This window comes from Nitratireductor luteus (genome assembly GCF_026162365.1).
GTDB classification, from domain to species: Bacteria; Pseudomonadota; Alphaproteobacteria; order Rhizobiales; family Rhizobiaceae; genus Chelativorans; species Chelativorans luteus.
The window spans coordinates 150866-175774 of the sequence record NZ_JAOANW010000012.1 but is presented as its reverse complement, the minus strand read 5'-3'; the positions used below and the strand labels follow the sequence as shown (position 1 = coordinate 175774).

Annotated in this window: 23 protein-coding genes and 1 pseudogene; 13 read left to right on the top strand and 11 right to left on the bottom strand. The window is 61.1% G+C overall.

The genetic code is table 11. The features are described from left to right. Positions 1-5 precede the first annotated feature (5 nt). From trkA to hflX, 4 genes are all read left to right on the top strand, one after another. Positions 6-1382 carry a Trk system potassium transporter TrkA gene (gene trkA / locus N1058_RS17370; protein WP_265518860.1) on the top strand — a complete coding sequence of 459 codons (1377 nt, stop codon included), beginning with the start codon at positions 6-8 and terminating at the stop codon, positions 1380-1382. A gap of 47 nt (positions 1383-1429) precedes the next feature. Then, positions 1430-2296: a D-amino-acid transaminase gene (locus N1058_RS17365; protein ID WP_265518859.1), complete on the top strand. Its 867-nt coding sequence runs from the start codon at positions 1430-1432 to the stop codon at positions 2294-2296. Between the two features lie 226 nt (positions 2297-2522). Next, positions 2523-2771 carry an RNA chaperone Hfq gene (gene hfq, locus N1058_RS17360; protein ID WP_265518858.1) on the top strand — a complete coding sequence of 83 codons (249 nt, stop codon included), beginning with the start codon at positions 2523-2525 and terminating at the stop codon, positions 2769-2771. Positions 2772-2819: 48 nt separating this feature from the next. After that, positions 2820-4142: a GTPase HflX gene (hflX, locus tag N1058_RS17355; RefSeq protein WP_265518879.1), complete on the top strand. Its 1323-nt coding sequence runs from the start codon at positions 2820-2822 to the stop codon at positions 4140-4142. A 24-nt stretch (positions 4143-4166) separates the two neighbouring features. Here the strand turns inward: hflX and mazG are convergent, their stop codons facing one another. Further along, entirely contained in the window at positions 4167-4994 is an 828-nt protein-coding gene (mazG, locus tag N1058_RS17350) for a nucleoside triphosphate pyrophosphohydrolase (RefSeq protein WP_265518857.1), read from the bottom strand. Positions 4995-5342: 348 nt separating this feature from the next. On the opposite strand from mazG, the gene N1058_RS17345 reads away from it, so the two are divergent. The 7 genes and pseudogenes from N1058_RS17345 (at position 5343) to N1058_RS17315 (ending at position 11800) form a co-directional block, all read left to right on the top strand. Beyond that, entirely contained in the window at positions 5343-6098 is a 756-nt protein-coding gene (locus N1058_RS17345) for an ABC transporter ATP-binding protein (RefSeq protein ID WP_265518856.1), read from the top strand. A 37-nt stretch (positions 6099-6135) separates the two neighbouring features. Beyond that, positions 6136-6843: an ABC transporter ATP-binding protein gene (locus tag N1058_RS17340; protein WP_420848010.1), complete on the top strand. Its 708-nt coding sequence runs from the start codon at positions 6136-6138 to the stop codon at positions 6841-6843. 64 nt (positions 6844-6907) lie between these two features. Further along, on the top strand, positions 6908-8107 hold the full coding sequence (locus tag N1058_RS17335; protein ID WP_265518854.1) for an ABC transporter substrate-binding protein: 1200 nt from the start codon (positions 6908-6910) through the stop codon (positions 8105-8107). A gap of 68 nt (positions 8108-8175) precedes the next feature. Then, positions 8176-9063 carry a branched-chain amino acid ABC transporter permease gene (locus tag N1058_RS17330; RefSeq protein WP_265518853.1) on the top strand — a complete coding sequence of 296 codons (888 nt, stop codon included), beginning with the start codon at positions 8176-8178 and terminating at the stop codon, positions 9061-9063. Continuing rightward, the gene (locus N1058_RS17325; RefSeq protein WP_265518852.1) at positions 9063-10049 is read left to right on the top strand and encodes a branched-chain amino acid ABC transporter permease; all 987 of its coding nucleotides are present in this window, start codon (positions 9063-9065) and stop codon (positions 10047-10049) included. The genes N1058_RS17330 and N1058_RS17325 overlap by 1 nt, the downstream gene beginning before the upstream one ends. Positions 10050-10283: 234 nt before the next feature. Then, positions 10284-10699, top strand: a pseudogene (locus tag N1058_RS17320) (helix-turn-helix domain-containing protein); the annotation flags it as partial. 285 nt (positions 10700-10984) lie between these two features. After that, complete coding sequence (locus N1058_RS17315) at positions 10985-11800, top strand: class I SAM-dependent methyltransferase (protein WP_265518851.1); 816 nt, start codon at positions 10985-10987, stop codon at positions 11798-11800. Positions 11801-12196: 396 nt separating this feature from the next. On the opposite strand, the gene N1058_RS17310 is transcribed toward N1058_RS17315, so the two are convergent. Together N1058_RS17310 and N1058_RS17305 are read right to left on the bottom strand one after the other, a co-directional pair. After that, a complete protein-coding gene (locus tag N1058_RS17310) occupies positions 12197-12943 on the bottom strand; it encodes a class I SAM-dependent methyltransferase (RefSeq protein WP_420848009.1) in 747 nt (248 codons plus the stop codon). Positions 12944-13032: 89 nt separating this feature from the next. Then, positions 13033-14181: an AraC family transcriptional regulator gene (locus N1058_RS17305; protein WP_265518850.1), complete on the bottom strand. Its 1149-nt coding sequence runs from the start codon at positions 14179-14181 to the stop codon at positions 13033-13035. A 46-nt stretch (positions 14182-14227) separates the two neighbouring features. On the opposite strand from N1058_RS17305, the gene N1058_RS17300 reads away from it, so the two are divergent. Next, positions 14228-15022: a methyltransferase domain-containing protein gene (locus tag N1058_RS17300; protein WP_265518849.1), complete on the top strand. Its 795-nt coding sequence runs from the start codon at positions 14228-14230 to the stop codon at positions 15020-15022. A 70-nt stretch (positions 15023-15092) separates the two neighbouring features. On the opposite strand, the gene N1058_RS17295 is transcribed toward N1058_RS17300, so the two are convergent. From N1058_RS17295 to N1058_RS17260, 8 genes are all read right to left on the bottom strand, one after another. Continuing rightward, a complete protein-coding gene (locus N1058_RS17295; RefSeq protein WP_338040698.1) occupies positions 15093-15491 on the bottom strand; it encodes a YbaK/EbsC family protein in 399 nt (132 codons plus the stop codon). A gap of 86 nt (positions 15492-15577) precedes the next feature. Beyond that, positions 15578-16396, bottom strand: coding sequence for an MBL fold metallo-hydrolase (locus N1058_RS17290; RefSeq protein ID WP_265518847.1), 819 nt, complete (start codon positions 16394-16396; stop codon positions 15578-15580). 2 nt (positions 16397-16398) lie between these two features. Next, complete coding sequence (locus tag N1058_RS17285; RefSeq protein ID WP_265518846.1) at positions 16399-17193, bottom strand: TatD family hydrolase; 795 nt, start codon at positions 17191-17193, stop codon at positions 16399-16401. Continuing rightward, positions 17194-18750, bottom strand: coding sequence for a methionine--tRNA ligase (gene metG / locus N1058_RS17280; RefSeq protein WP_265518845.1), 1557 nt, complete (start codon positions 18748-18750; stop codon positions 17194-17196). 81 nt (positions 18751-18831) lie between these two features. Beyond that, positions 18832-19884 (bottom strand): DNA polymerase III subunit delta', encoded by a 1053-nt coding sequence (locus N1058_RS17275; protein WP_265518844.1) that lies wholly within the window; start codon positions 19882-19884, stop codon positions 18832-18834. Continuing rightward, positions 19877-20539, bottom strand: a complete 663-nt coding sequence (tmk, locus tag N1058_RS17270; RefSeq protein ID WP_265518843.1) for a dTMP kinase — start codon at positions 20537-20539, stop codon at positions 19877-19879. The genes N1058_RS17275 and tmk overlap by 8 nt, the downstream gene beginning before the upstream one ends. A 236-nt stretch (positions 20540-20775) precedes the next feature. Then, the gene (locus N1058_RS17265; protein ID WP_265518877.1) at positions 20776-21885 is read right to left on the bottom strand and encodes a D-alanyl-D-alanine carboxypeptidase family protein; all 1110 of its coding nucleotides are present in this window, start codon (positions 21883-21885) and stop codon (positions 20776-20778) included. Positions 21886-22129: 244 nt separating this feature from the next. Further along, on the bottom strand, positions 22130-23281 hold the full coding sequence (locus N1058_RS17260) for a septal ring lytic transglycosylase RlpA family protein (protein WP_265518842.1): 1152 nt from the start codon (positions 23279-23281) through the stop codon (positions 22130-22132). A gap of 781 nt (positions 23282-24062) precedes the next feature. Here N1058_RS17260 and N1058_RS17255 point away from each other — a divergent pair. Continuing rightward, positions 24063-24452 carry a DUF6481 family protein gene (locus N1058_RS17255; protein ID WP_265518841.1) on the top strand — a complete coding sequence of 130 codons (390 nt, stop codon included), beginning with the start codon at positions 24063-24065 and terminating at the stop codon, positions 24450-24452. Positions 24453-24909 lie beyond the last annotated feature (457 nt).

Here is a 24909-nt window from a genome sequence, read left to right as displayed (position 1 = left end):
GGGTCATGAAAGTCATTATTTGCGGCGCAGGGCAAGTCGGTTATGGCATTGCAGAACGGCTGGCCGCCGAGCAGAACGACGTATCCGTCATCGATACCTCGGCCGACCTCATTCGCGCCGTGCGCGACACGCTCGACGTGCGGGGCTTCGTGGGCCACGGATCGCATCCCGACATGCTGGCCGCAGCAGGCGCGCAGCAGGCCGATATGATCATCGCCGTGACCCTTTTTGACGAAGTGAACATGACCGCGTGCCAAGTGGCCCACTCGCTGTTCAACGTGCCAACCAAGATCGCCCGCATCAGGTCGCAATCCTACCTGCAGTCGCACTACATGGACCTGTTTTCGCGCGATCATCTGCCGATCGACGTGATCATCTCGCCTGAAATAGAGGTCGGCGAAATGGTGCTACGCCGCATCGCACTCCCCGGCGCGACGGACGTTGTGCGTTTTGCTGACGGCCATATCGCCATGGTGGCGATCGAGTGTCTGGAGGAATGCCCGGTCATCAACACGCCGCTCGCCCAACTCACCGAGCTTTTCCCAGACCTGCCATCGACGGTCGTGGGCGTTTCGCGCGGCGGCAGGCTGTTCGTGCCGCATTCGGACGATCAGCTTATGGCCGGCGACATGGCCTATGTTATCACCACCAAGGACCAGGTGCGCCGCACGCTCGGCCTCTTCGGCCATGAAGAGCGCGAAGCGACCCGTATCGTCATCGCTGGCGGCGGCAATATCGGCCTGTATGTGGCGCATGCGCTGGAACGCAAGCAGAGCCGCACCAAGGTCAAGATCATCGAGAGCAACCGCAATCGGGCCGTGGCCATCGCAGACGAACTGCGCCGCACCGTCGTGCTTCACGGCAGCGCGCTGGAGCAGAAGTTGCTGCTTGAAGCCGACATCGACCACGCCGATCTCATAGTGGCGCTGACCAACGACGATCAGGTGAATATCCTTTCGAGCGTCATTGCCAAACGCCTGGGTTGCAAGTCCAACCTAGTCCTCATCAACAATCCGACCTATCACGATTTCGCCAAGACCCTGGGCATCGACGCGCAGATGAATCCGCGCGCGGTCACTATCTCCAAGGTGCTGCAGCAGGTGCGGCGCGGTCGGATTCGCGCTGTCCATAACGTACAGCGCGGTGCGGCCGAAATCATCGAAGCCGAAGCGCTCGAGACGTCGCCGCTGGTCGGCCCTCCGTTGAGCGAGCAGGAACTGCCGGATGGCATGCGCATCGGTGCGGTCTATCGCGATGGCGCGGTCATCAAGCCCAGCGGATCGCTGCGCATCAAGCCGAAGGACCGTGTCGTCATATTCGCGCTTGAAGGCGCTGTCCGGCAGGTCGAGCAGCTCTTTCGCGTCAGCCTTGAATTCTTCTGATCGACCTCGGCGCAGGCCCACATTTCCAAGACAGGGGGTAAGTATAGATGCCGCGTATTGCCTATGTGAATGGCCGTTACGTTCGCCATGCCGATGCCGCCGTGCATGTCGAGGATCGCGGATACCAGTTCGCCGACGGTGTCTACGAGGTCTGCGAGGTGGCCCGCGGTTTCATCATGGACATGACGCGGCACCTCGATCGCCTCGGCCGCTCGCTCGGCGAGCTCGAAATCGGCTGGCCGATGAGCCGCAAGGCGCTTGAACTCGTAATGAGGGAAGTGGTCCGCCGCAACGGTGTACGTGACGGCCTGGTTTATCTTCAGGTGACACGTGGTGTCGCCCCCCGCGACCATTTCTTTCCGACAGGAGACGTCGCCCCCGCGATCGTCGTAACCGCGAAGCGGTCCAGCCGGGCAGCGGCCGAAAAACGCGCTGAAACCGGCATCAAGGTCATATCCGTTCCGGAAAATCGCTGGGAGCGGGTGGATATCAAGACGGTGGGCCTGCTGCCGAACGTGCTTGCCCGTCAGAAGGCACGCAGATCGGGCGCCGCCGAAGCCTGGTTCATCGACCATGACGGCTCGGTCAAGGAAGGGGCTGCGACCAATGCCTGGATTGTCACCCAGGACGGAACGCTTGTGACGAGGCCGGCCGATTTCGGTATTCTGCGCGGGGTGACCCGCGCTACGGTGATGGACATTGCCGCGAAGATGGACCTGGCGGTCGAGGAACGCGCCTTCACGGTGCAGGAAGCACAGGAAGCGAGAGAGGCGTTTATCACGGCCGCGACGACGGTTGTCATGCCGGTGGTCGAGATCGACGGGAGAACGGTGGCCAATGGCCACCCCGGCTCTCTCACCTTATCGTTGCGGAATGCATTTTTTGACATTGCGGAAAAAAGTCGTGCCTGTTAACCACCGTAAGGAGTGTTTATCAATTTGATGAACATACGGAGCGATAGGATAGCTTGTGGAAGTTCTATCCGAGAGCTTCTATTTGTAGAAAACAACGGGTCGCCGCAGAACACGGCACGGTTTGGCGACCTGCGCGCCGGGCCTGATAGCCGAGGGAGCCATGCTTGACAGCGGAGGTCAAGTTTGCGCTACTGACGGCCTGCCGCACGGGATGGTAAGAAGAACAATGGCGGAAAGATCGCAAAACTTGCAGGACCTATTCCTGAATACCGTACGCAAGAGCAAGAACCCGTTGACGATCTTTCTCATCAACGGCGTAAAGCTTACCGGCGTCGTAACCTCATTCGACAATTTCTGCGTCCTTCTGCGCCGCGATGGCCATTCGCAGCTCGTTTACAAGCACGCGATCTCGACTATCATGCCGAGCCAGCCCGTGCAGCTATTCGAGGCGGAAGAAGCCAGTCGGGAAGGCTGATTGTCCGACATTTTCGGGGCTGACAGGGGCAATATCGAGGGACCCGGCATGCCGGGGGCCGAGGCGAAAGCTATTGTCGTAGCGCCCATCCTCACGCAGGCGCGGTTCCAGGCCCAGGATGGGACAGGGCGCCCACGGCTTACGCTGACACCGGATGCGAGGCTGGCCGAAGCCATGGGGCTGGCCGAGGCTATCGATCTCGACATCGTTCACAGCGAGATCGTCGTCCTGTCCGCCCCGCGCCCGGCAACGCTGATCGGCACTGGCAAGGTGAACGAACTGGCGACGATTGCGGAGGAAGCCGGCGCCGAGCTCGTGGTGGTCGACCATCAACTCACCCCGGTACAGCAACGAAATCTCGAACGACAACTCAAGACCAAGGTGCTGGACCGCACCGGTCTCATCCTCGAGATATTCGGCCGTCGTGCCCGCACCAAGGAAGGTCGCCTGCAGGTTGATCTGGCGCATCTGGAATATCAGCGTGGCAGGCTGGTCAGGAGCTGGACCCACCTTGAGCGCCAGCGTGGCGGCGGCGGCTTCATGGGCGGTCCTGGCGAGACACAAATCGAGGCCGACCGGCGGCTGCTTCAGGAACGCATCATCCGAATCAAGCGCGAACTGGAAACCGTTCGCCGCACCCGCGACCTGCACCGCGCCAAGCGCAAGAAGGTCCCATTCCCCGTGGTCGCGATCGTCGGCTATACGAACGCGGGAAAGTCGACGCTTTTCAATCACCTGACCGGAGCCGCCGTGGTTGCGGAAGACATGCTTTTCGCAACACTGGATCCGACCCTGCGCCGTATCAGGCTTCCGCACGGCACGATCATCATCCTGTCGGACACGGTGGGCTTCATCTCCGACCTGCCTACCCATCTGGTCGCCGCGTTCCGCGCGACGCTGGAGGAGGTCGTCGAGGCGGACCTGGTGATCCACCTGCGCGACATATCGGACCCCGATACCATGGCCCACGCCGAGGACGTGCATCAGGTCCTGGATAGCCTTGGCGTGGATGCAGGCGACGAGCGGCATGTCCTGGAGGTCTGGAACAAGATCGACCGGCTCGACGCCGCCAATCGCGAGCGCGTTCTTGCGTCGAGTTCCGGCGGGAAGCCGACTATGGCGGTTTCGGCCGTCACCGGCGAAGGGATCGACGACTTGCTGGCGTTGATCGAAAACCGCGTTTCAGGCGCGCTCAGCGAGATGACGGTGACCTTGAACGCCGGACAGATGGCGCTCATTGACTGGATCCACCGAAATGGCGACGTGCTGGAGCGAAAACATCACGACGACGGCTCGCTGACCCTGCGCCTTCGCGCCACGGGAGCCGCACGAGAGGAAATCCGCCGCCGGATAGAGGAAACACGGGGGTAGGGGAGTCCGCCGTACTTCGGCGGATCAAGCCTTACGATCTTCGTCTTTTTTCGCATCCTGCCAAAGCGCCTCCATCTCCGACAGTGGGGCTTCGCCGAGCGCTTTGCCATTGCGCTTCACGCCGTCTTCCACGGCACGGAAACGACGCCGGAACTTGGCGTTCGTAGCGCTCAACGCGGCCTCGGCATCGACCCCCAGATGGCGACCGAGATTGACCAGGGCAAAGACCATGTCGCCGAACTCCTCCGACACCGCCTTACCGTTCCCGGCCGCGATCTCGGCTCGCAACTCGCCGATCTCCTCTTCGATCTTGTCCAGCACCGGCCCGGCGTCACCCCAGTCGAACCCGACCCGCGCCGCTTTCTGCTGAAGCTTGAGCGCGTGGGTCAGCGCGGGCAGGGCGAGCGGTACGTCGTCGAGGAAACCCGGTTCCACGCCATGTCCGGCCGCTTCGCGTCGGGCCTTCCGGGCAGTCTTTTCCTCAGCCTTGATCCGGTCCCACATGCCTTTTGCCATGCCTGCCGAGCGGCTTTGTGCGTCGCCGAAGACGTGGGGATGCCGGCGAATCATCTTGGCGGTGATCGCCTCGACCACGTCGCCGAAATCGAATGCCTCCTCCTCCTCCGCCATGCGCGCGTGAAAGACGACCTGCAGCAGCAAATCGCCCAACTCATCGCATAGATCCTTGAGATCGCCCCTCTGGATCGCGTCCGCCACCTCATAAGCCTCTTCCAGCGTATAGGGCGCAATGGAAGCGAAATCCTGCTCCACATCCCAGGGGCAGCCTGTCTCGGGATCACGCAATCGCTGCATGATTTCCAGGAGGCGGGATATGTCGCGGGAAGGTTCCATAAGGGCGATCGTAGCCGAAGGATTCCATTATTGCGAAGTCGGAAATGCGCTACCCCCGCTTGTCCACAACGGCTGTTGGCTGCCCTGTTCCGTTTGGGGATGAGACGGGAGTATACGACTAAAGTCTAGTAGCGTGTTGTAGGACTTCGCATTCGCAGCATTCCTTGCGGTTTTTATGTTGCGCCCGCGTTGTGGCGCAATCTCAAGCGCTTGCATCTTTGGTGCGCTCGTGCATTGCTTGGGCGAGCGCGAGTGCAAGGGAGAACGTCGCGAGGGGAGGCCAGGGAGGAGGGCCGCCCACCGCAATAGAAGACGCCCCCACAGCCGCATGGAGGAGGAACTGACCGCATGAGCGACGGGGTGATACTTGCCGCCCAAGACCTGACCAAGGAATTCCGGGGCTTTTTCGCGGTCAACGGCGTGGATCTCTCCGTTCAGCGGGGATCTGTCCATGCGCTGATTGGCCCCAATGGCGCCGGCAAGACGACATGCTTCAACCTTCTGACGAAGTTCCTGTCGCCGACGCGCGGGCGGATCACATATAACGGCCAGGACATCACGTCGTTGCCGCCGGCGGGCATCGCGCGTCTGGGCATGGTGCGATCCTTTCAGATCTCGGCGGTGTTTCCGCATATGACGGCGGTCGAGAACGTTCGCATTGCGCTGCAGCGCGAGCGGGGGGACAGCTACGACTTCTGGCGGTCGGCAAGGGTTCTTTCCGTGTTCGACGATCGGGCCGCCGCCCTGCTCGAGGAGGTCGGGCTGACGGAGTTTTCCGACACGCTGGCGGAAGAACTGCCCTATGGCCGCAAACGGGCGCTCGAAATCGCCACGACATTGGCACTCAATCCGGAAATGCTGCTGCTTGACGAGCCGATGGCCGGCATGACGCAGGAGGACATCGACCGCATCTCGGCGCTCATCAAGCGGGTGGCGAAGAGCCGTACGGTGCTGATGGTCGAGCACAATCTGTCGGTCGTGGCCGATCTTTCCGACCGCATCACGGTGCTGGCACGTGGCCAGGTTTTGGCCGAGGGCGACTATGCATCCATTTCAAAGGATGAGCGCGTAATCGAGGCCTATATCGGAGGTGGCCATGAGTGAGGCGGCTATCGCCGGAACGGAACCCAAAGCCGCCGAAATGAGCGGTGAAGCGCTTTTGTCCGTCTCCGATCTGCACGGCTGGTATGGCGAGAGCCATGTGCTGCATGGTATGGCTTTCGACGTTCAGGAGGGCGAGGTCGTGACCTTGCTCGGTCGCAACGGCGCCGGCAAGACGACGACCCTCAAGGCCATCATGGGCATCCTGACCAAGCGCACGGGTTCGGTGCGGTTCGGTGGCACTGAACTGATCCGTGAGCCAGCGCGAAAGATCGCCCGCCAGGGCATTGCGCTGTGCCCGGAAGAGCGCGGCATCTTCGCCAGTCTCTCCGTCGAGGAAAATCTGCTTCTGCCGCCCCAGGTGAAGCCTGGCGGCCTGAGTCTCGACCGCATTTTCGAGTTGTTCCCTAATCTCAAGGAGCGGCTTTCCAGCCAGGGCACCAAGCTTTCGGGCGGGGAGCAGCAGATGCTGGCCATCGGCCGCATTCTGCGCACCGGCGCCAAGCTGCTGTTGCTCGACGAACCCACGGAGGGGTTGGCGCCGGTCATCGTGCAGCAGATCGGCGCGACGATTGCGCGGCTCAAGCGCGAGGGTTTCACCATCGTGCTGGTCGAGCAGAATTTCCACTTCGCCGCTTCCCTTGCCGACCGTCACTATGTGGTCGAGCAGGGCAGGGTGATCGACATCATCCCGAAGGCCGAACTGGAGGCCAACATGGACAAGCTGCACGCCTATCTGGGCGTGTGAGCCGACGGGCAAAACCCGGCCCTGAAAAAGTTTAAACGGGTCGAAACGCAGGAGGAGAAGACGCATGAAACTTGCAAAGGCACTGCTTGCAACGGCCGCCATTGCCGCAATGGCCGTTCCGGCTCTCGCCGAAACGGACGTGAAAATCGGGGTCCTCAACGACCGCTCGGGCCTTTACGCCGACCTTGCGGGCGAAGGCTCGGTCGTTGCCGCGCGCATGGCCGTCGAGGATTTCGATGCCGCCAGCAAAGACATAGCGGTCGAGATCCTTTCGGCCGATCATCAGAACAAGCCGGATGTGGGCTCAAACATCGCCCGCCAGTGGATAGATACCGATGAGGTCGACGTCATCGTCGATGTGCCGACGTCTTCGGTGGCGCTCGCCGTCAACGAGGTGGTCCGCGAGAAGGACAAGGTCTTCCTCGCCTCGGGCCCTGCAACGTCGGATCTTACCGGCAAGGCCTGCTCGCCCAATACCATCCACTGGACCTACGACACCTATTCGCTGGCTAACGGCACCGGCAAAGCCATGGTGGAGCAGGGTGGCGACACCTGGTTCTTCCTGACCGCCGACTATGCTTTCGGTCATGCGCTTGAGCGTGATACGGCGGCCGTGGTCGAGGCATCGGGCGGCAAGGTTCTTGGAAATGTCCGCCACCCGCTGAGCTCGAGCGACTTCTCGTCCTTTCTGCTTCAGGCCCAGTCTTCGGGCGCCAAGGTCATCGGCCTGGCCAATGCCGGCGGCGACACGGTCAACTCCATCAAGCAGGCGGCCGAGTTCGGCATCGTCCAGGCCGGTCAGAGCCTAGCTGGTCTGCTGATCTTCTCCACCGATGTTGCCGCACTCGGGCTTGAAACGGCTCAGGGCCTGGTCCTGACCAATGCCTTCCTCGCCGACCGCAACGAAGACACGGCAGCGTTCTCCGCTCGCTTCAAGGAGAAGCACGGCAAGAATCCGACGATGGTTCAGGCCGGCGTCTATTCCGCCGTCCTGCACTATCTGAAGGGCGTTGAAGCGGTCGGCAGCGACGATGCCGACGCAGTTCTGGAATGGATGAAGGCCAACCCGTCGAACGATCCCATCTTTGGCGAGGCGACCATCCGCAAGGATGGCCGGCACATGCATGACATGTATCTTCTCCAAGTGAAGTCGCCGGACGAATCGGCAGGCGAGGAAGACTATTTCAAGCTCCTGGCCACCATTCCGGCGGAAGAGGCTTTCCGTTCCATCGAAGACGGCGAGTGCGAGATGGCCAAACAGTAATAGTAGCGGCCTTCATGCGGGCGCGCTCCGCCGCGCCCGCATAGTCTGACGGGGACGGGACCAAACGCATGTTCGAACTCATCGGAATTCCACCGCAGGCGCTCTTCGGCCAGTTGCTCCTTGGCCTTATCAACGGTTCATTCTATGCCGTACTGAGCCTTGGCCTGGCGGTCATCTTCGGACTGCTCAACATCATCAACTTCACGCACGGCGCGCAATACATGCTGGGGGCCTTCGTCGCGTGGATGCTGCTCAACTATCTCGGGATCGGTTACTGGTGGGCGCTGCTTCTGGCCCCGGTGATCGTGGGTCTCCTGGGCGTGATCATGGAAAGGTTGTTCATCCGCCGACTCTACCATCTCGATCATCTCTACGGCCTGCTTCTGACCTTCGGACTCGCACTCATCATCACCGGCATCTTCAAGCAGCAATTCGGCGTTTCCGGGCTGCCATACAGCGCGCCGGCACTTTTGTCTGGCGGTTATAATCTTGGCTTCATGTACCTGCCGGTCTCGCGCGCCTGGGTCATCCTCGCATCGGCAATCGTCTGCTTCGGCACCTGGTTCGTCATCGAAAAGACCAGGCTCGGCGCCTATTTGCGCGCGGCGACGGAGAACCCGACGCTGGTCGGCGCGTTCGGTATCAATGTGCCGCTCCTGATCACGGCCACCTACGGCTTCGGTGTGGCTCTGGCGGCCTTTGCCGGCGTTTTGGCAGCGCCGATTTATTCCGTGAACCCGATCATGGGCGAAAACCTCATCATCGTCGTCTTCGCCGTCGTCGTCATCGGCGGCATGGGGTCGATCCTCGGCTCCATCATCACCGGCTTCGGTTTAGGTCTGGTCGAGGGACTGACGCGCGTTTTCTATCCGGAAGGTTCCGCAGTGGTGGTGTTCGTGATCATGGCCATCGTGCTCCTTGTGAAGCCGGCCGGACTGTTCGGGAGGGAAATCTGATGGCGGGAGAAAGCGACGTGGTGGCGGCTGCTGCGATGCCCACTGTGCGCGAGCCTGCCTGGATGCCGCGCCACCACCTGGTGCTGTTCGCACTGCTTCTGGCGGGCCTGCTGGTCGCGCCATTCATGCTGTATCCGATCTTCCTGATGAAGGTCCTTTGCTTTGCGCTTTTCGCCTCTGCCTTCAATCTCCTGTTGGGCTATGGCGGCCTGCTTTCCTTCGGCCACGCGGCATATTTCGGCATGGCGAGCTATGTCAGCGCGCACGCGGCCAAGGTCTGGGGCCTGACGCCGGAACTCGCAATTCTGTCCGGTACGCTGATAGCGGCCGTGCTGGGCCTGGTTTTCGGCGCGTTGGCGATCCGCCGCCAGGGGATCTATTTCGCCATGGTCACCCTGGCATTCGCCCAGATGGTCTATTTCTTTTCGCTGCAGGCGCCGTTCACCGGCGGTGAGGACGGCATACAGGCGGTACCGCGCGGCCATCTCTTCGGGCTCTTCGATCTCAGCCGGCCCGAACCTCTGTACTTCTTCGTTCTGGCGATTTTCTTCGGCGGTATCCTTCTTATCTATCGGATCATCCATTCGCCATTCGGACAGGTGTTGAAGGCTATCCGCCAGAACGAAGCGCGCGCGATCTCGCTCGGCTACCAAGTCAATCGCTACAAGCTGGCCGTCTTCGTGCTGTCAGCGGCCTTGTCGGGCCTAGCCGGCGCGACCAAGGCCATCGTGTTCCAGCTGGCTTCTCTTACCGACGTCTATTGGGCGATGTCGGGCGAGGTTGTGCTGATGACGCTGCTGGGCGGCATGGGAACGGTCTTCGGTCCGCTGGTCGGTGCCGCAGTGATCGTGACCATGCAGAACTATCTCGCGTCGTTTGGCGATTGGGTGACGATCATCCAAGGGGCCATCTTCGTCATCGCCGTGCTCCTTTTCCGCGAAGGCATTGTCGGTGTCATTGCAAAGTGGACGAAGAAACCTTTGTAACCAATGGCCCTGACATGGGTTTCTTGATCCAAAGCCGTGATCGTCCGCATGCGCATATGTTCCATAATCTATCTTATGCGATTTGATGGTGTAACGGCTATTTGGTAATGCGATACTTGGGCAAGTTAGAGATGCGACACACGCCGCGCTCGGCCCTCTGGTCGAACCTACGAGGAAAGGAAGGTTGGCGTTTTCACAATCACGGTCGCCAGACCGGGCCATTGCGGAGTCGCCATGCCTTGTCTTGTCACTTTGTCGCAAAGAGAATTGCATCGTCTCGAAGCCATCCAGAAGATCCGCGACTGCCGGCTGAGCGTCGTCCAGGCGGCCGAGCTGCTGCATCTCAGCCGAAGCCAGGTTCATAGGCTGCTGCAGGCCTATGACCGCGACGGCGCCGCCGGCCTCGTATCGAAGAAGCGCGGCTGGCCGAGCAACCGCCGGCACACCGATGCGTTCCGCAATCATGTGCTCGACCTGGTGCGCGCGCATTATGCCGATTTCGGTCCGACGCTTGCCCGCGAGAAGCTGACAAACCACTTGCTCGGCATTCCAGACGGCAGCGTGAGCAATGGCTCTCAGAAGCGTGGCCGCAAGCCTGGGCGCCGGACGGATTTCGTGAACGATCCGGCCGTCAACGCGCGGCGCGAGGAAGCCCTTGCAAGACTGAGGGCTACCGAGTGATTGTTGCGCCGCGCCGCGAACTGGCTACCATCTCGCTCACGGCAATGTCCGTGCTGGGCGAAGAGTGCCATTCGGCACAGCTGAATGGCTCAGTCGCGGACTTTCACGACGTTCGGATTGACAATCGGTACGGACGTGTTCGACCCGTTGCCGTCGCTGACAACGGGTGTGATGAACGACGGGATTGACCCCTTCCTTGACTTTCTCGCTCGTAACGGAGCCAAATACACAGGCCGACGGTGCTAAGGGGGAGAATGGTGGCTTACGACGAGTTTCGGGAGAGCGAGCGCTCCGGCTGGGACGCACGGGCCGGCAGCTACTCTGACGCTACCGCCCGGGCCACGCTGCAATCGATCCCCGCGCTACTGGCTCGTGCAAACCTGTTCCCGGGGGCCAAGGTGCTCGACGCGGGGTGTGGCCCAGGATACGTCGCGGCCTGTGCGGACATACTGGGTGCGTCTTCCACTGGTATAGATTTCTCAAACAACATGATCACCGAAGCGCGCAGGCGCTTTCCCGGCACCAAGTTTGAGGTCGGAGACATGGAGCAGATGCCGCTTGGCGATCAGAGCATGGATGCCGTTCTCAGCAATATTGGCCTGTTCCATGTGACTGATCCAGACCGGGTAATGCGAGAAGCCTTCCGAGTCCTGTCTCCGGGCGGGAAATTTGTGTTCAGCCAGTGGCTTGGCCCAGCAGAATCGGAGTGCTACCGGATGCTGTTCGATGTTTTGCGGAACCACGCGGACATGACGCTCGCCGACCCGGCTCCTGATGCCTATGTGCTCTCCGACCGGAACCTCGTGTCCGAAAAAATGGAGAGCGCTGGCTTCGCCGGCATATCGTTCGAGGAAGTTCCCAACGTGCTGCATACGCCCGGCCCAAGCTTCTTCGACTTCTTCATGACCTTTGGTGTCCGCGTGCCGCTAATTGTTGAAAAACAGGCTCCCGAGACCCGGAAACGGATCCGTGACGAGATCGATGAGCGCGCTGGCGGATTTCTCGCGGATGGTCTGTACAGAATTCCGATGCCAAGCTTGGTCGTCGCGGCACAACGTCCCTCCGTTTGACGCTCCTGACCAGCACGTTGTCCAGTATCTTGTCAAAGGCTATTCAACTGAATGGCAGTTATGTCGCGCAAGCGGTCGCCCCAAGGGTTCGCATGGAGCGTCGGCTCCCCACCCACCTTTGCCGCTGATGAAGGTACGGGGAAGGACCGGTTCGGGCTCAATCACGGCTTTCCAGCAGAAGCATCAAAGGGCAGCAAAGCCTCGGTCCCTGCCCTTTCCCACCGTGTCGCGATCAGGCTGTCAAAGCTAAAGCCGGGGGAGCCAGGCTGGATCGCCCCCGACCAGCGCCGCCCGATCGGGGGCTCGCGTCGAAGCGGGCCGAGAGATCTGTGTCGCATTTCTATTTTGCTGAACGCGACGCAGTTCTATTAGCTTTGACAGATGGCGGGATGGGTTTTATTCCGAAGCACGACATGGGTGCACCTGTCGGCACGCAGGTTCGAATGAAAAGACCGCATTCTTCCGCTGCCCAACCCGACTGATGTCTCCGAAATCAGGACCCGGGTATTCGGCGAGCAGTTGCAGCCGCGTGCGAGGCAGAAAGGCGCGCCATGGATCGCCGATCAGGATACTGATGTTTGCTTCAAGGCACTGATTGAGAAAGCTGGTGACGCGTTCGGCAAGATCGTGATCGTAGAAAAGGTCACCAACCAACACAAGGTCAACCGTCGGTGGCGGCACGACCGTCAGGTCTCCCCGAATAGGTACAATTGGAATGCCGTTGACTGCGGCATTTAGGTCTATCGCCGCCATGGCACAGGGGTCGGTGTCGGCGGCGACTACTTCCCTTGCGCCCGCCTTCATCGCAGCAATGCCGACGATCCCGGAACCGGCGCCCAGATCGAGTACTCGTCGGCCGACGACAATTTCCGGATTGTCCAAAATATGGCGAGCAAGTGCGAGACCGCCACCCCAATCGTATGCCCAGTAAGGTGCGCCGAAATCCTCAACCCTTTCGGCAAGTCGCGACAATCCACTCCATGGACCTGCACGGTGCAAAAGAATTTCAGGCACCGATGGAACCGGACTGATCGGCAAGTTTTCCTGGATGAACCGTTCAACCCAAGCGGAAACTGACGCGTCGATGGCCGCTTCTCCGAATTGATGAGTCGCCTCTTTGCCGTTGTTCTTGGCTTTTGGCAATGACCGCAAGGATCGCCCTGCCCTTCGCCATCCTTTCCGACTTCTGGCCGGCAACGGAACGCTGCGCGAATGATGTGCACAAAAGCGTATCACCCTGCACTACAGAACCTTTGAACGGCGCCGTCACGCCATGCAGCGGGCGAGACGCCCACGGTCTTCTTGAACGCCCGGCTGAAGGCCGCCTCGGATTCATAGCCGATCTCATGACCTACCGCGGCTACTTTCATGGAACTGTCCGCAAGGAGGCGCGCGGCAATCTGCATGCGCCAGAGCGTCAGATACTGCATCGGAGCGTGACCCACGACGTGGGAGAAGCGTGCGGCAAGCGCGGTACGCGACATGCTGGCCCGGCTCGCCAGCTCGTTCAGCGTCCACGGATGTGCGGGCTGCTCATGGAGCATGACCAATACCTTGCCGATTGCAGGGTCGCGCAGGCCTGAAAGCCAGCCCGTCTCACGGGCCGGCAGGGTCTCCAGATATTGGCGCATCACCTCGACAAAAACCAGTTCGCTCAGTCTCAGCCGAATGGACTCGCCGCCAACCCTCTGCTGGCGCGCCTCGGCAAGAGTGAGGTCGATGAGATGGCTCAAGAGGTCTTCGCGCCCATCGCGGGACCGCTTGATCCGCAAAAGACGCGGCAGGGTGGAGAGCACGGGATTGAACGGCTGCATATCGCAACCGAGAAAGCCGCAGACGAATTCGCTGCGCGGCTCGCCGCCGCCGCCTTCCTTGCTGACGAATGGCAGTTTGCCGGCTGCCATGTCCCGGAACCAATCGATGGTCGCTTCGGCATCGAATTCCGGCGGCTGGTTGGGCTCGCACAGCATCGAGTATGGGTCGCCATGCGGGAACACCAGGACCTCGCCAGCCTCGAACCAGGTCGAGGTAACGCCGGGTATGTTCACCCAGCCCCTACCCTTCAGCATGATGTGGTAGGAGACGACATGCTGGGCGCCTGGCAGGACGATGGAGGAAAACGCACCTGCGTGCGGCACCTCCACGCCCCAGGGGAAGGACGCATCGACCAGGAAAAACAACGCGCCCGACAGTTTGACCGTACGTAGGACGTCCGAAAGCGGATCGGTGCCGTGCATCCTGTATTGGGCAGACGACCCGACCGCTACTGATGCGCCGTCCGACCGCACCGCACCGAGTGCCGTGGACGATGTGGCAAGCAATGAAGACATCTGGTCATGGGCCTGGACCATCCACGAAGCATACTCTGTATGTGCCGGCATATCCACCAGGTGGCCGGTTTGACAACGATAGGGTGGAGGAGAGACCATGACCACGCTTGACCAATTGCGCAGCCCCGCTGAAATTTACGACATCCACTTCGTGCCCGCGTTGTTTGCCCAATGGGGCCCGATCATCGCTGTGGAGGCGGGGGTGCAGAAGGGCGACCGTGTACTCGATGTAGCCTGCGGCACCGGCGCTCTGGCGCTTGCCGCAGCCGAGATCGCCGGCCCTTCGGGCTCGGTTGTAGGGCTTGACGCCAATCCGGAAATGCTGGCGGTTGCGCGCAGCAAGCCCGCGCAGATCGAATGGCTGGAAGGAACGGCCGAGGCGATTCCTTTGCCGGACCATCGCTTCGATGCCGTTGTGAGTCAGTTCGGGTTCATGTTTTTTGAGGACAAGCCGAAGGCGCTCGCCGAGATGATGCGGGTCCTGAAGCCGGGCGGACGGTTGGCGGTCGCCGTGTGCGATGCAGTCGAGAACTCGCCAGGATACTGCGCCTTCGCGCTGTCGCTCGACCACCTGTTCGGAAAGGAGGTGGGGAATGCATTCCGCACGCCGTTCAGTCTTGGCGATGCCGGACGGCTGTATGAAATCTGCAATGAAGCAGGCATTGAGGACGCGGAGGTTGTGCAGCGCAATGGAAAAGTCCGCTTCAAGTCAATCGATGCGCTTGTGTCGACCGAACGCGCCTGTGTGTGGACGCTCGGCGGCGTGCTGACAGACGAACAGTTCGAACGGCTTCTCAAGGAGTCGGAGACGGTGCTCAGGCCCTTCGTGATCGACGGCGGCACGATCGAATTCGATATGCCGTCGCTCGTCATAAAAGCGCGGAAGTCCTAGAGATCAGCGACGGATTTGGCGGCCATGCTGCTCCAGAACAGACGAGCGATATCCCAGCCCTCTACCCGGCCTATACGATGTCGGCGCTTTCGGCCTTGGCCGCCGCCAGCAAGGCCGCCGGTTCTGCAGAGAATACGGCATCATGCGCGCCGGCAGCGGCCCAGACGGTGTCGAACGCCAACAGGCTCCTGTCGGCGTAGCGGCGCACGGTGTCTGGTTGGGCAAGTGGAGAAACGCCGCCGATCGCGAAGCCGGTTTCTTCTCGGATGCGCCTGGGGTCGGCACGTTTCAGCGGCTCGCCGACCAGTGCCGATGCCTTGGCCAGATTGAGTTGCCTCGAACCGGAGACCAGGAAGAGATACAGTCGCCCGGTTTCGCCACCTTCAAAGATCAGAGATTTCACGATCTGCGCCACGGCACAATCGCATTGCTGCGCAGCTTCCTCCGTCGTGCGCGTGGATTCACCCATACGCCTGATCTCGATCTTCAACCCATGTTCCTCAGCGGAACGTCGAACGCGGTCGATGCTTTTTGACATCATATTGTCCTTGAATGTCAGTCCCTTGAAGCTGGGATCTCAATTGCCATGCCATCATATGCGGGAGCGACATGATCCGGCGTCTGCCGTTCCACCACGGCATAGTCCAGAGGTGTATGCATGTGGGTCAAAACGGCTCGGCGCGGCGCCAACCGCTCTATCCATTCGAGCGCCTCATCAAGCGAAAAATGGCTGGGATGCGACCGATACTGCAGCGCATCGATCACCAGCAGGTCGAGATTTTGCAGACGTTCCATCGCCTGGGGCGGAAATGCGCTGACATCCGAGCAATAGGCCATGTTCCCCACGCGGAAACCGAGTGAAAGCATATCGCCATGGATTTGCGGTATCGGCGTGAAAGTGAGCGGCCCACCGGCTCCTTCGATTGCAAATGCATCGTCATGGCCGATGATATAAGGCGCAACAATAGGCGGGTAGTTGCTGCCGGCAGGCGTTTCGAAACAATAGCCGAAGGCCTCCCTGAGCCGTTCCATGGTCGGGCGGTCGGCGTAGATATCCATCAGCTTTTTTTGTGCAAGCACATAGCCGCGCAGATCGTCTATGCCATGGATATGGTCGGCATGAGGGTGGGTGTAGACGACCGCGTCGAGTGTCCTGACGTCGGCATCGATCATCTGCGCGCGAAAATCCGGACCGGTATCGATGGCGACGCGCGTCGTCATTCCATTCCCCGCCACCCGCTCTACCATGGCCGCCGCCCTTGTGCGGCGGTTGCGTGGATTGGCGGGATCGCAGGCGCCCCAGTCGCCGATGATGCGCGGAACGCCGGGCGAGGAGCCGCAACCCAATATGGTCAGCCGCAGCCGGTCTCCCATTCTCAGATGCCCTGCCCGGCTTCCGGCAGCACCTTATTGAAGACGCGCAGGAAATTGGCTGTGGTAAGATCGGCCGTCTCTTCGGCGCTGAGCCCGATCGTGTCGGCAAGCACGGCCGAGGTATGGGCCACGAAGGATGGCTCGTTGCGCTTTCCGCGATGCGGAACGGGGGCAAGATAGGGCGCATCCGTTTCCACGAGCAGCCGGTCACGCGGTACCCTGCGTGCGATCTCGCGGATCTCCTCGGATTTCTTGAAGGTCAGGATGCCCGAAAAGGAAATGTAGCCGCCAAGCTCCACGCCCTTGCGCGCCAGTTCGGGACTGGACGAGAAACAGTGCAGGATGAAGGGGAAGGTCCCCTTCCCCGTTTCCTCCTCCAGGATGGCCGCGATGTCCGCATCGGCATTCCGTGCGTGGATGACGAGCGGCAGGCCGGTCTCACGCGCGGCCGCTATGTGCGTGCGGAACCCGCTCGCCTGGAGGTCGCGCGGCGCCTTGTCGTAGTGATAGTCGAGCCCTGCCTCGCCGATGCCCACCACCTTCGGATGCCCGGCCAGCCGGATCAGCTCCTGCGTGGACACATCCGCTTCCTCGCCGGCATTGTGCGGGTGCGTGCCCACCGTGCAGAACACGTTCTTGTAAGATTCTGCTATTGCCAGGATTTCCGGGAAGCGGCGCACGCGCGTGGAAATCGTGACCATGAGCCCGACCCCGGCCTCACCCGCACGCTCGATGACTGCATCACGTTCATCAGCAAAATCCGGGAAGTCGAGATGGCAGTGGCTGTCGACAAGCATTCAGACCTCCGCCGCTCCATTCTCCGCAACGTAGCGGGGGAAAACCGGCTGTGGCGGCGGCAGCGGCGTGCCCGACTCCAATGCCCCGTCCATGCCGACATCCGCGAACTCCCGCTTCTCGGCAGGAACTGCCAAAAGGTCGAGCAGCTTGGCAGCCGAAGCAGGGATGAACGGCTGGCACAGGATCGCAATCCGGCGGATCGTTTCGGCAGTGGTGTAGAGCACTGTCTCCATGCGGGCCGGGTCGGTTTTCTTGAGGGCCCACGGCTCCTGCCCTGCGAAATAGCGATTGCTCTCGGCAACCACCTCGAAAATCGCCGCCAGCGCCGTATGAATGGCCTGCCGGGTCATGGCATCACGCGCCGTCTCCAGCGCATCGAGCGCTTGCCCCAGTATTTTCTCGTCCGCCTCCGCAAGTGCTCCCCTCGCCGGAACCTGACCGCCGCAATTCTTGGCGATCATCGACAGCGAGCGCTGCGCGAGATTGCCCAGATCGTTGGCGAGGTCCGCGTTGGTGCGGTTCACGATGGCATCGTGGCTGTAGCTGCCGTCCTGGCCGAAGGGCACTTCGCGCAACAGGAAGTAGCGCACCTGGTCGAGCCCGTAATGCTCCACCAGAGCAAAGGGGTCGATCACATTGCCGACCGACTTCGACATCTTCTCCCCGCGGTTGAACAGGAAGCCATGACCAAAAATGCGCTTCGGCAGGTCGATGCCGGCCGACATCAGGAAGGCCGGCCAATAGATCGAGTGAAAGCGGGTAATATCCTTGCCGATAATGTGCGCGTCCGCAGGCCAGTACCGCCATTGCTCAGCGTTTTCATTAGGATATCCGGCTGCAGTAATGTAGTTCGTTAGCGCGTCGACCCACACATACATGACGTGTTTCTCGTCCCCCGGCACCGGCACGCCCCAGTCGAACGTGGTGCGGGAGATGGACAGGTCGCGCAATCCCCGCCTGACAAAACTGGCGATCTCGTTGCGCCGCTCGGTCGGGCCTATGAACTCGGGGTTGGTTTCATAGAGTTCCAGCAGCTTGTCCTGATAGGCCGAAAGCTTGAAGAAATAGCTTTCCTCCTCGACCCATTCGACAGGTGTTCCCTGCGGCCCGTAGCGCACCCCGTCCTCGCCTACAATGGTCTCTTCCTCGCCGTAATAGGCTTCGTCGCGAACGGAATACCAGCCGGAATAGCTGCCCAGATAGATGTCGCCCCTGTCCGCCATGGCCTTCCAAATCGCCTGGGAAGCGATGCGGTGGCGATCCTCGGTGGTGCGGATGAAATCGTCGTTGGACGCGTTCAGGGCTTCCGCCATGCGCTGGAATTTCGGGGTGTTGCGGTCGGCGAGTTCCCGGGCGGATATCCCTTCCTTGCGCGCCGTCTGCAGCATCTTGATGCCGTGCTCGTCGGTGCCGGTGAGAAAGAGGACGTCCTTGCCGTCGCAACGCTGGAAACGAGCCAGCGCGTCCGTGGCAATCAGCTCATAGGCATGGCCGATATGCGGGCTGCCGTTCGGATAGGAAATCGCTGTCGTAATATAGAACTTTTCGCGCGCCATTGAGCAGAGTATCCGGATCGTCTTGGGATGGTTTTTCGAGTCACAGCCAGATAGCGCATCGCGCGGCCGATTGCCATGCGTTCATGCGTTCAGGGCCCGGTGCAGCCGCGCCAGCATGCCGAGGACATGCTGCTTGCGGTCGAGGTTGTACGTCTCGGCCTCTCCTATCGCCCGTGCCAGCCCATCCCATTCGGCGGCCAGCCTTTCAGCGATCCGTATATCGCCGGCGCTAGCGGCGTCGGCGGCCGTATCGGACAGGAGATCGAGGCAGGCGCGGTTGAGAATATCGAACTGCACCTGTCGGTCGCGTCCAGCCGCCGCCTCCGCCAGTTGATGGGCTTCGGCGATGTCAAAACTACGACCGCCCATGAGGCGGTCCAGCACCTGCGTCAGTTCCAGCCCGCCGAACTGAGTCAGAAGGACCGCGCTGCGGGCGCTTCCCCGCGACCGCTCGATGAGCAATTGGCGCTGACCCGCTTCGTCGGGCATGTCGGCGCCTAGCCTGCCGAGGAGGTCTTCCAACTCGGGACTTTGAAGCGGTTGAAGCTTGACCACCTGGCAGCGCGAGCGGATCGTCGGGAGCAGGCGTCCCAGCGAGTGCGCGATCAGGATGAAAAGCGTCCTTGCCGGCGGCTCCTCGAGGTTCTTCAGCAATGCGTTGGCTGCGCTGATATTCATATCATCGGCCGGGTCGACGAGCACCACGCGATACCCGCCATCGGGCGGCGTCAGCGAGAGGAACCGGCTGACGCGTCTGATCTCGTCAACGGTGATGACCGTCTTGAACTTCTTGTCACGCTCGACATAGGGGCGCGTGAGATGCAGGAGCCCGGCGTGAGCCCCCTGTGCCGCCTGGCGAAACCCTTGCGAGACAGGATCCGGCAACGCAAGTTCTCCGGGAGCCCTTTTCTGATCGGGATTGGCAAAGATATGCTGGGCGAAGTGAAAGGCGAGCGTGGCCTTGCCAATGCCGGGCGGCCCCGCGAAAAGCAGGGCATGGTGAAGCTTGCCTGAACGGTAGGCCGCAGCGAGCGCCTCCCTGGCTTCCTTATGTCCGGCCAAAAACGGATTCTCGCCGGGTTCGGGAATATCCGGCAGCGTGTCGTGCTGTTCGGGCGCCATCCGCTCAAACATGTTTGGCGTCCTTTTCCCGGCGGCTGTTCATCGCGCGCCGTGCGATCTCCAGGACCTGCGCCGCGATCTCCTCCGGTGGCAGGGACGCGTCAATGACGACGCAGCGTTCAGGCTCCCGGCGCGCTATATCAAGGAAGGCCTCGCGCCGGCGGCGGTGCATGTCCACGGTTTCCTTTTCGAAACGGTCGGCGCTTTCCTCTCCTCTGCGAGCGACGGCGCGGCGCAGCCCTTCCTGCGGGTCAATATCGAGGATGATCGTCAGATCGGGCATTGCGCCGTTGATGGTGACCCGCTCGAGGGCAGCCATGAAGTTGCTGTCGAGCTCGCCCGTCACGCCCTGATAGACCCGCGAGGAATCGAAGAAGCGGTCGCACAGCACGACGGCGCCCCGGCCCAGCGCCGGGCGGATGACCTGCTCAACATGGTCCGAGCGCGCGGCGGCAAACAGGATGGCCTCCATAGTGGGGCCGAGCGGTTCGGCGGCGCCCGAGAGAAGCACATGACGCACCGCCTCGGCGCCGGGCGAGCCGCCGGGCTCCCGCGTTACCACCACCTCGCTACCTTCGGCTGCGAGCGCTTCGGCCAAGAGGCGTATCTGGGTCGACTTGCCGGCACCCTCGCCGCCTTCGAACGTTATGAAAAATCCACGCGTCAATCCGCTGGCCCATCCCTGGAGCGTCGCGCGTCCATGTGGACGCACGAAGGACACTCAATCTTCCCGTTTTCGCATTTCTGCCGATGTCAGGTGGTCCCGCCTGAATGCAAAATGCCGTGTGCTCATGCCACCCTACTTAGTAGCCCAGCCTTCACAGGTCCATTCCTTCAACGCACAGCATCCGGTTCATGCGCCCGGAAAAAAGCAGACTATACGGGGGAACAACGGAGATCAGATCAGCGCATCCAGCCAACCAGCAATTCGCCGACCGCATCCAGCGCGCGTTCATGCAGCTTGCCCTGGCCAACGGTTTCGGCAGCATAAAGGGGCGTCTCCTGGCTGAGCGTTTCATCGAACCATATCTGCAGCTTGGCGATTTCCGCGCCTTTTTCGACCGGCGCCTTGACCGGCCCCTGATAGACGATGCGCGCGATCATGCGTTCAGGCTCGGTAGTCGGCACGAATATGGAAAGTGCTCCTTTCGCGCGGAGCTTTACCGCGCCTCTGGCCCCCCCATAGACGCTCGCCTCGCCGACGATGTCGCCGTCAGCGAACACCTCACGCCTCTCGAAGCCGCGCATACCCCAATCAAGCATCTTGCGCGCCTCCTCGGCCCGCTCCGTCTCGCTTTCCATGCCTCCCAGCGTTGCGAAAAGCCGGCGCCCGTCCCGCTCCACCGAGGCGACGATGGCGTAACCTGACTCTTCCGTGAACCCCGTCTTCAGTCCATCGGCGCCGATATTCATGGGTAAAAGAGGATTGCGGTTACGCTGGCGAATACCGTTCCATTCGAAATCCGGCTGCGCGAAATAGCCGTAGTACCGGGGATATTCGCGCCAGATATGCAAGGCCAGTTGGGTCATCTCGCGTGCGGTGACCGCCTGCCCGGCGGCTGGCAGACCCGTCGAGTTGACGAAAGTCGAGGTATCGAGGCCGAGTGTCCTGGCCCGCTCCGTCATCATGCGCGCGAAGTTTTCCTCGGAGCCCGCCATGCCTTCGGCGATGACGATGCAGCCATCATTGGCCGAGTGCACGATGACACCCTGGACGAGCGCTTCCAGCGGAACCGAGGACTTGACCTCCGCGAACATGGTCGACGTGCCCGACACCGCGCCGCCCGTTCGCCAGGCATTCTCGCTCACATAAAACGCTTCCTCCGGCGACAGCCTGCTGGATTTGAGCGCGTTGAAAACCACTTCCACGGTCATCAGCTTGGCCAGCGAGGCGGGAGGGAACGGCTCGTCGGGGCTATTCGAAAAGAGTATCGTGCCGGTCTCGGCATCGACCATGAAAGCTCGTTTGGCCTTGGTCTCGAACATCTGTGCGTGAACCTGCCCGACAAGCATCAGGATCACGAACGGCAGGCAGATCGATATCGAGAACGCCCCGCGCAGCACGCCAAGTTCCTCTTCGGCTTTAGCAGTCAGGTAGAACTACCTAAGACCGCAATAAACGCGGATACACCAGGAGATGGAGCGCTCGTTATGTATTCCGGTCGAAATACAAGCCTCTAGAACCGGTTTCCGCTTGGGAGGAGGTTATATTGGCCGACGGTCCACCTGCAACCGTCTTGCCTGGCCTGCGAGCATATCAGTTGCGCACGGCAAAGGCGTCCGGCGCACCGGCCTGCCAGGCCGCACGCAGCATCGCGTCCAGATCGCTCGCATCCGAGGGAATCAGCGCCAGCGAATAGGCGGCATCGCCCTCCCCGCCGGTCTTGCTGACATGGATCGTCCCGAGGTCCGACAAGCGTTCCTCAAGGCGCGCCACATCGGCCTTGGTGGTCCACACGCCGAGATTGATATAGGGCCCGGACGGCTCCGCGATACCGGGCCGCTTGACGACGTCATCGAACATGCCGGCGGCAGTGCTCACCCTCTGGTCCGCATAGGAAAGGAGGGCGATATCGGTGCCCTGTAGCGGCCCGGCGATCGGGCGGTCGGGAACCAGCGGCCCCACTTGCGGCAGGAGATTGCCACCTTCGGTGGTCGCCCCCGTGGCCATTGCCGGCTGGCTTGCAAAGGCGTTCGCTGCCACGTTCATCTGCTGGGTCGGTGTCGGCCCGTTCATGGCGATCATGACGCCAGGCGGCAGCCCGTCCGAAAGCGGATCGGCTCCGTCCCCGCCGGGACGATATGAGGCCACTAAAAACTGGTCGTCCCTGCCCTCGATCGGCGCCGGACCGACATATTCGACCTTGACCTTGGCGATGCCCGAAGAGGTGTAGTCGAGTAACTCCGCCGCACGCTTGGAAAGGTCGATGATGCGATTGCCGTGGAACGGCCCGCGGTCGTTGACCCGGACGATCAGCGAGCTGTCATTGTCTAGATTGGTGACCCGCGCATAGCTGGGCAGCGGCATGGTGGGATGCGCGGCCGTCAAATTGGTCATGTCATAGATTTCGCCATTGGCGGTGAGGCGGCCGTGAAAGGCGTCGCCGTACCAGGAAGCGGCGCCCACTTTCGCGTAATCGGGGTCTTCCTTGGGATAATACCATTTTCCACGGATCTGGTAGGGCTTCCCGACCTGATAGCGCCCTCCACCGCGCGGCAGATTCGACGCAACGGCCGTGATGCGCGGGCTGGCCTTCACCCCGTATTTCGATTCGGCGAAATATTCCCTGCTGGCTGACTTGCCGACCTTGGACTTGGGTTCGGGGGTGGCGCAGCCAGAAACGATGAAGGAAACCGCGAGAACGGCAGGCAAGGCAAGCCGAAAGCTGGCACCGTTCAACCTTTTCATCGTCCCCATCTTGTGCAGTTCCCCGATAATCAGCGTGTCCTAAAGCATTGGCCTGAGAATCGAAACCGATCCTCAGAAAGCACCGCGCATGATTCCATGTAGTTACAGCATTCCATGGCATTCAAAAAGACGCATGGCGCTGCTTAGGTGGTGCCGGCCCCGAAACCGAACCGGAGAGCGCGGCACTTGCCCCTCGGCCACGCCCCTACCCCATCAATGTGCATGAAAACATTAGCACGAGGTGAATCTTAATGTCGGACAAGTGGGGCGAAAATGTGCAAGACGGCACCTTTCGCCACAATTCCGGCTTCGCCGACGCGCCCAGCTTGAAAAAAATGGCGCCGCGCGCATAGAGGAAAGCGCAGGAGGGATGGCCGAGCGGTTTAAGGCACCGTCTTGAAATTCGGTTATGCCCGTCACTTCCCGTGCCCGTCTGTTGTGGTGTATCCTGCCTTATCATCTACTTACGCCAAAAACTTACTGCACTGTCCTAATTTGTATCCGCTCGTGCTACCGAATTCGGTAGCAAAATGGTAGCAAGATGTTCGCTGGCTGTTCACGGTGCTCGCCCTTCCCTCCCTGGGTCGATGGAACCGTAAATAATTCAAAATATTCCCTGGAGCCAAACCTGAAACCCGTCTAAACAGCTTCTTCGCCTCTTCCCTCTGGTCTGCGATAGCTTTAGCCATACCGGCTGCGTTCCGGAGAGCGAGAGTTTTGACGTGGAAAGGCGCCATTGAGCGCAATCCCTAAAATCACCATCACCACAATCGGAGAATGAATGCGCGCCAACAAATCCCCGGACTTTAAACAGCGGCAGAGCGATGCATCAGCAGCGAAACAGGCAATGATGCAGAGGGCATTAGCGGCAGCCAGCGACCCCGCTATTGCTGAACGGAAAGCAGCACGGGATGAAATGGCCAAAGCGAGGGCCGCACGAATAGCCGCGCAAAGGGAGGCCAAGAAGGCTCGTGAAGCGGAACTGGCGGCAGAGGCTGCTCGTATCGTGGAAGCCGAACGACTTGCAGAATTGGAAGAAGCCAACGCCGCTGCGGCTCTTGCGGCTGAAGAGGCAGAACGCCAGGCCCTATTGTTGAACGAGCAGAAAGCCGCTCGTGACGCTCGGTATGCGGCGCGGAAAGCAGCCAAGAAAGAGCGGCGGAAGGGCTGAGATTGCCCTTCAACGCATGCGCCCGAATGCGCATATACGCCTCGTCCTGCTCAGCAACACCTGAAGAAGATGACGCCCGGCCACCGGAGCAGCCGGAACGCGATGCTGTGCACTGAAAGCGGGAGGTCGGGTTGAGTACCTACGTGCCGCTGAGAGTGCCGCAGCCGGCGGCAGCGGGGGAACGGCACCCTCATGAGGCAAAGCTAGGAGCATTCTAGCGGAGCGGCCCCAACGGCTCGCATCTTCTTGTCGAGTCGTATCAGGCCGTTGCACTTCCCCAATCACAGAGGGCCATATTCCAGTCTCAGCGGCCCTTTGCACCCGGCGTGCAAGCGCGCATATTGCTCGCTTACGTGCCCTGCGCGCAATTCAGCCAATGAGGCTACCGGCCTCCACAATTCGAGCTAGGGAAATCGACGCGTACGCTCGCAGTGTCGTCGACCGACGACTTCGCCAG

Excerpts from the sequence above, each read along its gene's own strand:
- trkA (WP_265518860.1), top strand. The coding sequence starts at position 6 with ATGAAAGTCATTATTTGCGGCGCAGGGCAAGTCGGTTATGGCATTGCA.
- N1058_RS17365 (WP_265518859.1), top strand. The coding sequence starts at position 1,430 with ATGCCGCGTATTGCCTATGTGAATGGCCGTTACGTTCGCCATGCCGAT.
- hfq (WP_265518858.1), top strand. The coding sequence starts at position 2,523 with ATGGCGGAAAGATCGCAAAACTTGCAGGACCTATTCCTGAATACCGTA.
- hflX (WP_265518879.1), top strand. The coding sequence starts at position 2,820 with ATGCCGGGGGCCGAGGCGAAAGCTATTGTCGTAGCGCCCATCCTCACG.
- mazG (WP_265518857.1), bottom strand. The coding sequence starts at position 4,994 with ATGGAACCTTCCCGCGACATATCCCGCCTCCTGGAAATCATGCAGCGA.
- N1058_RS17345 (WP_265518856.1), top strand. The coding sequence starts at position 5,343 with ATGAGCGACGGGGTGATACTTGCCGCCCAAGACCTGACCAAGGAATTC.
- N1058_RS17340 (WP_420848010.1), top strand. The coding sequence starts at position 6,136 with ATGAGCGGTGAAGCGCTTTTGTCCGTCTCCGATCTGCACGGCTGGTAT.
- N1058_RS17335 (WP_265518854.1), top strand. The coding sequence starts at position 6,908 with ATGAAACTTGCAAAGGCACTGCTTGCAACGGCCGCCATTGCCGCAATG.
- N1058_RS17330 (WP_265518853.1), top strand. The coding sequence starts at position 8,176 with ATGTTCGAACTCATCGGAATTCCACCGCAGGCGCTCTTCGGCCAGTTG.
- N1058_RS17325 (WP_265518852.1), top strand. The coding sequence starts at position 9,063 with ATGGCGGGAGAAAGCGACGTGGTGGCGGCTGCTGCGATGCCCACTGTG.
- N1058_RS17315 (WP_265518851.1), top strand. The coding sequence starts at position 10,985 with ATGGTGGCTTACGACGAGTTTCGGGAGAGCGAGCGCTCCGGCTGGGAC.
- N1058_RS17305 (WP_265518850.1), bottom strand. The coding sequence starts at position 14,181 with ATGCCGGCACATACAGAGTATGCTTCGTGGATGGTCCAGGCCCATGAC.
- N1058_RS17300 (WP_265518849.1), top strand. The coding sequence starts at position 14,228 with ATGACCACGCTTGACCAATTGCGCAGCCCCGCTGAAATTTACGACATC.
- N1058_RS17295 (WP_338040698.1), bottom strand. The coding sequence starts at position 15,491 with ATGGGTGAATCCACGCGCACGACGGAGGAAGCTGCGCAGCAATGCGAT.
- N1058_RS17290 (WP_265518847.1), bottom strand. The coding sequence starts at position 16,396 with ATGGGAGACCGGCTGCGGCTGACCATATTGGGTTGCGGCTCCTCGCCC.
- N1058_RS17285 (WP_265518846.1), bottom strand. The coding sequence starts at position 17,193 with ATGCTTGTCGACAGCCACTGCCATCTCGACTTCCCGGATTTTGCTGAT.
- metG (WP_265518845.1), bottom strand. The coding sequence starts at position 18,750 with ATGGCGCGCGAAAAGTTCTATATTACGACAGCGATTTCCTATCCGAAC.
- N1058_RS17275 (WP_265518844.1), bottom strand. The coding sequence starts at position 19,884 with ATGTTTGAGCGGATGGCGCCCGAACAGCACGACACGCTGCCGGATATT.
- N1058_RS17265 (WP_265518877.1), bottom strand. The coding sequence starts at position 21,885 with ATGCTTGTCGGGCAGGTTCACGCACAGATGTTCGAGACCAAGGCCAAA.
- N1058_RS17260 (WP_265518842.1), bottom strand. The coding sequence starts at position 23,281 with ATGAAAAGGTTGAACGGTGCCAGCTTTCGGCTTGCCTTGCCTGCCGTT.
- N1058_RS17255 (WP_265518841.1), top strand. The coding sequence starts at position 24,063 with ATGCGCGCCAACAAATCCCCGGACTTTAAACAGCGGCAGAGCGATGCA.